Annotated in this window: 9 protein-coding genes; 8 read left to right on the top strand and 1 reads right to left on the bottom strand. The window is 57.6% G+C overall.

Going from position 1 to position 7645, the window contains the following annotated elements:
• Positions 1-941 (bottom strand): chromosomal replication initiator protein DnaA (locus Q0O99_RS11245; protein ID WP_293751495.1); only part of this gene is annotated, 941 nt, incomplete at its 3' end.
• Positions 942-1180: 239 nt separating this feature from the next.
• On the opposite strand from Q0O99_RS11245, the gene rpmH reads away from it, so the two are divergent.
• The 8 genes from rpmH (at position 1181) to Q0O99_RS11205 (ending at position 7631) form a co-directional block, all read left to right on the top strand.
• Positions 1181-1315 carry a 50S ribosomal protein L34 gene (rpmH, locus tag Q0O99_RS11240; protein WP_005798102.1) on the top strand — a complete coding sequence of 45 codons (135 nt, stop codon included), beginning with the start codon at positions 1181-1183 and terminating at the stop codon, positions 1313-1315.
• A gap of 67 nt (positions 1316-1382) precedes the next feature.
• Complete coding sequence (locus Q0O99_RS11235) at positions 1383-1829, top strand: ribonuclease P protein component (RefSeq protein WP_293751511.1); 447 nt, start codon at positions 1383-1385, stop codon at positions 1827-1829.
• The gene (gene yidD / locus Q0O99_RS11230) at positions 1829-2101 is read left to right on the top strand and encodes a membrane protein insertion efficiency factor YidD (protein ID WP_293751509.1); all 273 of its coding nucleotides are present in this window, start codon (positions 1829-1831) and stop codon (positions 2099-2101) included. Before Q0O99_RS11235 ends, yidD begins: the two co-directional genes overlap by 1 nt.
• Complete coding sequence (gene yidC, locus Q0O99_RS11225; protein WP_293751409.1) at positions 2098-3864, top strand: membrane protein insertase YidC; 1767 nt, start codon at positions 2098-2100, stop codon at positions 3862-3864. The genes yidD and yidC overlap by 4 nt, the downstream gene beginning before the upstream one ends.
• 64 nt (positions 3865-3928) lie before the next feature.
• Entirely contained in the window at positions 3929-5341 is a 1413-nt protein-coding gene (gene mnmE / locus Q0O99_RS11220; protein WP_293751407.1) for a tRNA uridine-5-carboxymethylaminomethyl(34) synthesis GTPase MnmE, read from the top strand.
• Positions 5342-5481: 140 nt separating this feature from the next.
• Complete coding sequence (locus Q0O99_RS11215) at positions 5482-6171, top strand: GntR family transcriptional regulator (RefSeq protein WP_293751405.1); 690 nt, start codon at positions 5482-5484, stop codon at positions 6169-6171.
• 30 nt (positions 6172-6201) lie between these two features.
• Positions 6202-6768, top strand: coding sequence for a VOC family protein (locus tag Q0O99_RS11210; protein ID WP_293751403.1), 567 nt, complete (start codon positions 6202-6204; stop codon positions 6766-6768).
• The gene (locus Q0O99_RS11205; protein WP_293751401.1) at positions 6765-7631 is read left to right on the top strand and encodes a fumarylacetoacetate hydrolase family protein; all 867 of its coding nucleotides are present in this window, start codon (positions 6765-6767) and stop codon (positions 7629-7631) included. Before Q0O99_RS11210 ends, Q0O99_RS11205 begins: the two co-directional genes overlap by 4 nt.
• Positions 7632-7645: the final 14 nt, after the last annotated feature.

Genomic DNA, 7645 nt, shown 5'->3' with positions numbered 1-7645 from the left:
CTGCCTTCGCTGATGGCCTTGTTGATCAAAATGGCCACCCGCATCTCGAGTTCGGGCGGCTCCATGGCCACCGTCAGGCCCGAGTCAAAGCGCGAGACCAGGCGCTCGTGGATGTCGGCCAGGCCCTTGGGGTAGGTGTCGCTGGTCATCACGATGTGCGATTTTTTGGCCAACAGGGCCTCGAAGGCGTTGAAAAACTCTTCTTGCGTGCGGTCCTTGTTGGCAAAGAACTGGACATCGTCGATCAGCAGCAAATCGAGCGAGTGGTAGTGGTGTTTGAACTCGTCAAAAGTCTTGCGTTGGTAGGCTTTAACCACATCCGACACAAACTGTTCAGCATGAATGTACAAAACCTTGGCTTCAGGCCGGTCGGCCAGCAGCTTGTTGCCGATGGCGTGCATCAGGTGGGTCTTGCCCAAACCCACGCCGCCATAGACGAACAAGGGGTTGTAGAGCTGCCCAGGCGAGCCCGAGACGTGCATGGCCGCAGCGCGCGCCATGCGGTTGGCGGTGCCCTCGACCAGGTTGTCAAAATTCAGCGCGCTGTTGAGGCGGTTGCGGAAGGTGTTGGCCACTGCTTCTTCGGGCGCGGGGGCGGCCTCGGTCACCGCTTCCATGGACGAAGGGGTGGAGGCTTTTGTGGGCCTGATGCCGCCTTCCCGCGGAGTGATTGCTAACTCAATCTTGACTGAATGGCCTTGCAGATTTTCCAGCAAAGCGGCCAGACGGCTGGCGTATTGGGCGCGCACCCAGTCGAGTTTGAAGCGGTTGGCGACAAACAAAGTGACGCTCAGCTGGTCTTCTGAAACCTGTGCGCTGAGCGGTTTGATCCAAGTGTTGAACTGCTGTTCGGGCAATTCTCGGGCAAGCTCTTCGACGCAAGCTTGCCACAGCAATTGACCAGCATCCATCTGAAATTCTGGGGTGATTCCCTCGGGCATGTAGTGCTTTTATTGTGGACAGTGAGGGTTTGGGATGGCGCAATGGACGGCTTTATCAAGAGCTTATCCACATGCCGATTCGGGCCGGGAGGGCGATCATAAACCACATCGATCCGATTGAACCCCGGGCTCACCCTGATGGGAGAAAATACAGTTGATTTGCCGGGGTGGCGAAAGTTTGCGATAATCTTGGGTTTCGCCCAAAGCTGATTAAGGCCCCTGGGCACAAAGGAAGAATTATGAAACGCACCTATCAACCCTCCAAGACACGCCGCGCCCGTACCCACGGCTTTCTGGTTCGCATGAAGACCCGTGGCGGTCGCGCCGTGATCAATGCACGCCGCGCCAAGGGCCGCAAGCGTTTGGCTGTCTAATGCCTTTTCGACCGTGTGGCCGTGGCCTGGCGTCACGGCAGCCGGTTGATCTCAGGGTTTGGCCATGGTGCAGCGTTTAAAAACACGCCCACAGTTTCAGGCCGCCCTGGCGGGTGGGACAGTCTCGCGCACAACGCACTTTGCGTTGCATCGCCTGACACTGACCCGACCCGCAGACACTCCCTCGGCGCCTGCTGAACACATTGGGCCTGCACCCTCACCGGAGCAGGCCCTTTTTGGCTTGTTTGACGTTTGGCTGGGCGCCATGGTGCCCAAACGCTGGGCGCGGCGGGCGGTGACCCGCAACGCCATCAAACGCCAGATCTACAACGTGAGCGAACACTTTGGTGATCGCCTGCCTGTGGCGGCCCATGTGGTTCGTTTGCGCACCACATTTGACCGCAAGCAATTCATCAGCGCCACATCTGATCCCTTGAAGCTGGCCGTGAGGCAAGAGCTTGAGCAATTGTTCGAGCGTGCCGTTCGGCCACAAACCACCGAGGTTCGCGCATGATCGTGCAGCGTTTATTGATGGGTGTGGTGCGCGGCTACCGCTTGCTGTTGAGCTCTTGGCTGGGATCGTCCTGCCGGTTTGAGCCCACTTGTTCGGTTTACGCTTTGCAAGCTTTGGCGCAGCATGGCGCCGCCCAAGGCGCTTATTTGACGGTTCACCGCATGGTTCGTTGCGGCCCTTGGTGTGCCGGTGGTCACGACCCTGTTCCCTCGCAAGCGCCCCGCTTGTTCTCTGCTTTGTTTCCTCCTCGTTCGTCAAAGAAGACCCCATGACTGATATCCGCCGCACCATCCTTTGGGTGATTTTTGGTTTTTCCATGGTCTTGCTGTGGGACCAATGGCAGCTGCACAACGGCAAAAAGGCCACGTTTTTCCCCAAGCCCGAAGTGGCCGCCACGGCATCTGCACCTGCGTCTTCGTCTTCGTCTGTATCTGCGCCTACGCCTGCAGCGGCGGCCCAAGCCAATGCTGTGCCTACAACGTCTGCCGCAGTGACAGCAACGCCGGTTCAGGTGCCAAGTTCTGCACCTGCAGTTTCGGCTGCCTTGCGCGAGAAAATCGAGGTGGAAACCGACTTATTAAAGCTAAGTTTTGACGAAGGTGGCTCGCTGGTGCGGACTGAATTCACCCAGCACCGTGACATGGTGGACCCGAAAAAGAACATGGTGTTGATGGACCAAAGCAATAGCCGCGTTTACTTGGCGCAGACTGGCCTGATCGGTGGTCATTTCCCAAATCACAAAGCCCCCATGGCCTTCAGCGGCGAGCGCAGCCTCAAAGCGGGACAAAACGAACTGGCCTTGCGTTTCGAATCGGCTGAAATGAATGGCGTCAAGCTCGTCAAGACCTACACGCTCAAACGAGGTAGCTATGTGATTGATGTCAAGCACGAGGTGGTGAACAACGGACAGGCCAGCGTGTCGCCGCAGCTTTACATGCAGCTGGTGCGTGACGGGAACAAGCCTGAAGGCGAATCGTCTTTCTACTTTACATTCACCGGACCGGCCGTCTACACCGATGCCAAGAAATACCAGAAAGTGGAATTCAGCGAAATCAAGAAAAAAAGCGCCGAGTACGAAAAGTCCAGCGTTAACGGCTACATAGCAATGGTGCAGCATTATTTTGTCAGCGCATGGATCTTGCCTGATGGCGTGCAACGAGCGCTGTCTTTGGAGGGGGTCGATATTGGCTCATCTCTTGGTGATTGCTGCTACCGAGTAACAATGATTACCCCGATTGATTCGATCTCGCCAGGCGCGAGTAAGGTAGTTAATTCCAAGCTCTACAGTGGCCCCCAAGAAGAAAAAGTACTGGAGGCCCTGTCGCCCGGCCTGGACTTGGTGAAGGACTACGGCTGGCTGGCCATGCTGTCCAAGCCTTTGTATTGGCTGCTGGACCAACTGCACAGCGTGCTGAACAACTGGGGTTGGTCCATCGTCGCCTTGGTGCTGCTGATCAAGATTGCTTTCTATTGGCTCAACGCCAAGGCCTATTCCAGCATGGCCAAGATGAAAGCCATCAACCCCAAGATCATGGAGATGCGCGAACGCCTGAAAAACGATCCGCAAAAAATGCAGCAGGAGATGATGAGGATTTATCGCGAGGAAAAGGTCAACCCCATGGGCGGCTGCTTCCCGATCATGGTTCAGATCCCGGTGTTCATTGCGCTGTATTGGGTGTTGCTGTCCAGTGTCGAGATGCGCAACGCGCCCTGGATCGGCTGGATCCATGATTTGTCTGCACCAGATACCTTGTTTGGAACGATACCTGGTATTGATATGCCTATAGGTTTGTTGCCTATCGTCATGACCTTGACCACTTTGCTGCAGACCGCGCTCAACCCCGCACCACCCGATCCGATGCAAGCCAAGCTGATGTGGTTCATGCCGCTGATCTTCTCGGTGATGTTCTTCTTCTTCCCGGCGGGCCTGGTGCTGTACTGGATCACGAACAACATCCTGTCGATCGCCCAGCAGTGGATGATCAACACCCGCATGGGCGTGCCGCCGCAGTTCAACCTGCCCAAGTTCAAGTAAATCCCCATCCATTCAAAGGGCCGCGCAAGCGGCCTTTTTTTGCTTCACCTCGCTCATCGCCACCATGCTCGCACGCCACCAAGAACCCATCGTCGCCATCGCCACCGCACCCGGTCGCGGCGCGGTGGGCATTGTGCGGGTGTCGGGCCGCAAGCTGTCGTCGCTGATTCAGGCACTCTGCGGGCGTCAGCTGAAAGCCCGAGAAGCCACCTACCTGCCTTTTGCCGATGCCGATGGCAGTCCAATCGACCACGGTTTGGCGCTGCATTTCGTAGCCCCGCACTCGTTTACGGGTGAAGACGTGTTGGAGTTGCAAGCGCATGGCGGGCCGGTGGTCTTGCAGCTGCTGGTCGCGCGTTGCCTGCAAGCGGCGGCTGAGACCGATCCCGTCACGGGCCAGCCGCGGTTGGCGGGTTTGCGCGTGGCGCAGCCGGGCGAATTTTCGGAGCGCGCTTTTTTAAACGACAAGATCGACCTGGCACAAGCCGAGGCGATTGCCGACCTGATCGATGCCAGCACCGAAGCCGCAGCACGCAGCGCCAGCCGCTCCTTGGCGGGCGACTTTTCCAAAGAGATCCATGTGCTGCGCGATGCGCTGATCCACCTGCGCATGTTGGTGGAGGCCACGCTGGACTTCCCGGAAGAAGAGATCGACTTTTTGCAAAAGGCCGATGCACCAGGTCAACTGACGCGCCTGCAAACCGCACTGCAAAGGGTGTTGGGCCGAGCCAAACAAGGCGCCTTGCTGCGCGAGGGCATCAAGGTGGTGATCGCAGGCCAGCCCAATGCAGGCAAGAGTTCGCTGCTCAACGCACTGGCCGGAGCCGAGCTGGCCATCGTCACGCCGATTGCGGGCACCACGCGTGATGTGGTGCAGCAAACCATCCAGATCGAAGGCGTGCCGCTGCATGTGATCGACACCGCCGGTCTGCGTGAAGGCGAAGGTGTGGACGAAGTCGAGCAAATCGGCATTGCCCGCGCTTGGGGCCAGATTGAGAACGCCGACGCGGTGCTGTTTTTGCACGACCTGACGCGTGCAGGCCAAGCCGATTACGACAGCGCCGATGCCGACATCGATGCCGCCTTGAAGACGCGATTGCCCACCAGCGTCACCGTGATCGATGTGTGGAACAAAGCCGACGCAGCGAGCAGCGCAAAAGAACGCACGGGCTTGACGCTCTCGGCCCGCACGGGTGAGGGCCTGCAAGCCCTGCGCCAGCAACTGCTGCAACAAGCCGGTTGGCAGCAGGCCAGCGAAGGCCTGTTCATTGCTCGCGAAAGGCATGTGCAGGCCCTGTACCGAGTACGCGAGCATCTTGAAATGGCCGATACCCATTTGGCCGCGCAAGCGCAAAACCTCGACCTGCTGGCCGAAGAACTGCGGCTGGGCCAAAACGCGCTCAATGAGATCACGGGCGAGTTCAGCGCCGACGATTTACTGGGCGTGATTTTTTCGAGCTTTTGCATCGGCAAATAAACCCTGAGGATAAGCCCTGAGGGCTTGCGCCGCCCTGCGACAAGGGCAACCCCTGCATGGCCAACAACCACTTAGCCTACCTTTGGACTGGGGTTTGCGAGGGTGCGTCCTGGTTGATTTTTGTGCACAATTTGTAAATCATGCAAGAAATAGCCACCAACACCACCGTCTCAGAGCAAGCCTTTCAGGCTTTGCGCGTAGACGTTTTGTCCGGTCGCCATGTGCCAGAGAGCAAGCTCAAAGTCGACGCCCTGCAACAACAATATGGCTTTTCAAGCAGCCCGCTGCGTGAAGCCCTGAACCGCTTGGTGCAAGAGGGCTTGGTCAAAGCGGATGAACGTCGTGGCTTCAGGGTGGCCGCCATGACGCCCGACGATCTGGCCGACATCACCAAAATGCGATTGCTGCTCGACGTGACCGCGCTGCACGAATCGATCCAACATGGCGATGACGCTTGGGAAGCGAACATTGTGGCGAGCTTTCACCGCCTCGAAAAAATAGAGTCTCGCCTGCCCCAGGGTCCCGTCGTGCTGGATGCCGAATGGAGCCAACGCCACCGGGACTTTCACCTGTCCCTGCTCGCCGCCTGCCCCTCAAAGCGTCAACTGACCTGGAGCATGAGCCTGTTTGACCAAGCCGAGCGCTATCGGCACTTTGCTGCCCGCAACCGAACCGTGCTCAAAAAGAAAGACGCTGAGCACCGCGCCCTGATGAAAGCTGTGGTGCGGCGCGATGCGGCCACGGCCGCCCAAATGCTCGGCGAACACATTGCCAGCACGCAAACTAATGTGCTGGCCGCTTTTGCCCTGACGCTAAAAAACCGCGTTTGATTTCATTCTCTTTTTGAACCCAGAGCCCACATGCTGAAAGTCACGCAAGCTACCCCCTCCCATTTCGGCATCTATGTTTGGGATGTCGAAAAAATGGTGCACTTTTACACCTCTGTTTTTGGCATGGTTGTCAATGACCGAGGGGTCGGCAAAACCTTCAAAGCCCCCTTGGTTTTTTTGAGCTCGACACCCGACCAGCACCATCAGTTGGTGATCGCTGGTGGACGTCCACCAGAGGCCACCTTCAGCACGGTGATGCAACTGTCCTTTGCTGTGCCCTCTATCCAGTCGTTGCGCGAGTTGCGTGACAAAGCCACAACCTTGGGCGCGACCAAGGTCATGCCCATGAACCACGGCAATGCTTTGTCTGTCTACTTTGCAGACCCCGAGGGCAATACGGTGGAAACCTACATCGACATGCCTTTCTACATCTCTCAGCCACATGGCGATCCGCTTGACTTGAGCCAAGACGACGCCACCATCTTGCGCGAGACCGAAGCCATCTGCCGCAGCGATCCCAGCTTCATGCCGATTGACCAATGGCAAGCGCAATTTGTTCAAAAATCGAAATTCATTTCACCGAAGGAACCCTCATGAAATTACTCTCATTCGTACACCAAGGTCGCGAGACTTGGGGCGCCGTCACCGGTCCCGATACCGTGGTGGATCTGGGCCAAGCGATGCCGCAATTGGCCACACTAGCCGACTACATTGCGTCGGGCGCTTACCTCCTGGCACAGCACGATGTGGCAAAGCAAACGGTGTCCATCCCCATGAAAGACATCACCTTTTTACCGGTCATCCCCAAACCGGAAAAAATCGTGTGTGCTGTGCGCAATTACATGGATCACCACAAAGAGGTGCTGGCAGCAGGCATGCAGCGCGAACTGTCCGAAGAGCCTCCTATTTTTCTGCGCGTCTGGCGCTCCCAAGTCGCGCATGGTCAGCCCATCATTTGCCCCAAGGTCTCTGGTTCGCTCGACTGGGAAGGTGAGTTGGCCGTGATCATTGGCAAAGAGGGGCGCAACATTTCTGAAGCCGATGCGTTTGACCATGTGGCGGGTTACTCTTGCTACAACGATGGCAGCATCCGCGAATGGCAATTCCACGCCAAGCAAATCGCATCGGGCAAGAATTTCGAGTCCACCGGTGGCTTTGGCCCCTGGATGGTGACGGCTGACGAGATTGCCCCCAACCAAGAACTGAAGCTGATCACCCGCTTGAATGGCGAAGTGGTGCAGTCGAGCCACACCGGGCACATGATCTTCCCGATTGCCAAACTCATCAGCTATGCCTCGACCATCTTCACCCTGGTGCCCGGCGATGTGATCGCCACCGGCACGCCAGCGGGTGTGGGCTGGAGCCGTAAACCTCAATGGTTCATGAAGCCCGGCGATGTGTGCGAGGTCGAGATCGAAGGCATCGGCACCTTGGTCAACCCCATCGCCGCTCAAGCCTAAGCGCAAGCCTGAAC

The sequence above is a fragment of the Limnohabitans sp. Rim8 genome (assembly GCF_945901735.1).
Taxonomy (GTDB): Bacteria; Pseudomonadota; Gammaproteobacteria; order Burkholderiales; family Burkholderiaceae_C; genus Limnohabitans_A.
Note: the sequence above shows the minus strand (reverse complement) of the source record. Positions and strands in the feature narration are given on the sequence as shown.